A 1,533-nucleotide genomic window follows, 5' to 3' on the forward strand; every position below is an offset into this window, starting at 1 on the left:
ACAGTGGACGAGGCGCTCGCAAATGTGACACAAAAATCACAAGCGCATGGCTGTTGCGGCGAAATTGACGCTATATCAAAAGCAATGAATGCAGGAGAAAACCCCCAGAACCTGTCGGTAGGTACCGCATCCATCGGCAGGACCCTGCCTGGACCGACAGGGGCGCAAATGGGACCGTGTTCATCGTGTCGCAGCGTGATGAATTCTCTGGGCGTCAAATATTAAGCCGGCGATGGGTCGTAACGGGAAAACAAAAAGTGGATATAGTAGATATAGTAGGTAAATTTCCTATCGAGATCGTTGTCAGAGAAACTGTCGCAGAAATTCTCGCGGCAATCGATATTGGCATTTCTGAAGTAGAAAGATTGAGATACTCTGTATTTTTGGATTTCATACGTTCAAACTTGAAATCTGAATTTGATGAGGATTCTAAGGAAAAATACGGCGAATTCGTTGATTTATTTTCCCGGAAGATATCCCACGAATATTCATACGACCGTAGATTTATTTTTCTACTCTGGGGTCTTGTAGTGAGGAAAAGGTGGATGGACGGACCTGAGTTCGCGAATTGGGTCCTTGAGGTTGTTGAGAGTTATTTTGAGAGTAGGGGCTGGGAAATTAGCAACGTCTACAACAATGTTTTTAACGCACTTTCGAACCGAAAAATGGACTGACTTTCTGGCAATTGCGAATTGCGGTGACAGTGCACTTTTAACCACGCTCGCTTGACCATCGCTTTGGGCGAACCCAAAACCCGGCCTGATCGCGAAACAGCTCCGCTTCGGCGCCGTCGCGATGGACGAGAAAGCGGACATTGCTGCGCGGCAACCGAACCCGATGGCGACTGTCGGCGTTTGTGGGCAATGAGCTTTCGAGTCGAACCGCTTTCTCGACAGAATTGGCCGGCACTCGTGGATCTGTTTTCGGCGAGCGGGCCTGTCGGTCGTTGCTGGTGCATGTATGGCAGGATCGGCCCGGCTTACCGAAAGCAGCCGCCCGATCGGAATCGGCACGAATTTCAGCAAGCGGCGCTATCGGGCGATGTGCCTCAGGGCCTTTTGGCCTTCGATGGAGAAATGGCCGTCGGGTGGTGCCAAATCACGCCCATCGAAGCCGTGCCTTACCTGAAGAAAAGATGGATCGGGGCAGAAGATCGCAGGGAAGAGACATGGTTCATCTCCTGCTTCTACGTCCGCAAGGGCTATCGTCGCCGCGGGATGACGCGAACGCTGATCGAGGCGAGCATCGCTCACGCAAGACGACATGGCGCGAAGGCGATCGAGGCGATGCCGCTCGATGGCGGCAAGTCGCCGAGCGCAACGGGTAGTGGGTATGTATCGACCTTCGAGAGCGCAGGGTTTCAAGCCGTCGCGCACCGCGATGCGGCCCGCCCGCTGATGAGGCTTTCGCTGTCATGAGCGTTGACGGTGAACGAATTTCGGTGACAGAATTACGGTGACAGTGCACCATTTGCTATGTTCGCCCGCCATTATAAAGCGCGGCGCATGATGGGTTACCCTCCCCTCGATGGGG

Annotated in this window: 3 protein-coding genes; all 3 read left to right on the forward strand. The window is 53.2% G+C overall.

All coding sequences use genetic code 11. The features are described 5' to 3' along the window. The coding region (locus tag EN991_RS40500; RefSeq protein ID WP_206519328.1) for a hypothetical protein at window positions 1–225 on the forward strand (225 nt) is incomplete at its 5' end. A gap of 32 nt (window positions 226–257) precedes the next feature. After that, entirely contained in the window at window positions 258–674 is a 417-nt protein-coding gene (locus tag EN991_RS35650) for a hypothetical protein (protein ID WP_127370482.1), read from the forward strand. Window positions 675–911: 237 nt separating this feature from the next. Continuing rightward, the gene (locus EN991_RS35655; protein ID WP_164754003.1) at window positions 912–1,418 is read left to right on the forward strand and encodes a GNAT family N-acetyltransferase; all 507 of its coding nucleotides are present in this window, start codon (window positions 912–914) and stop codon (window positions 1,416–1,418) included. Window positions 1,419–1,533: the final 115 nt, after the last annotated feature.

Source organism: Mesorhizobium sp. M7A.F.Ca.US.005.03.2.1 (assembly GCF_003997795.1).
Lineage (GTDB): Bacteria > Pseudomonadota > Alphaproteobacteria > Rhizobiales > Rhizobiaceae > Mesorhizobium > Mesorhizobium ciceri.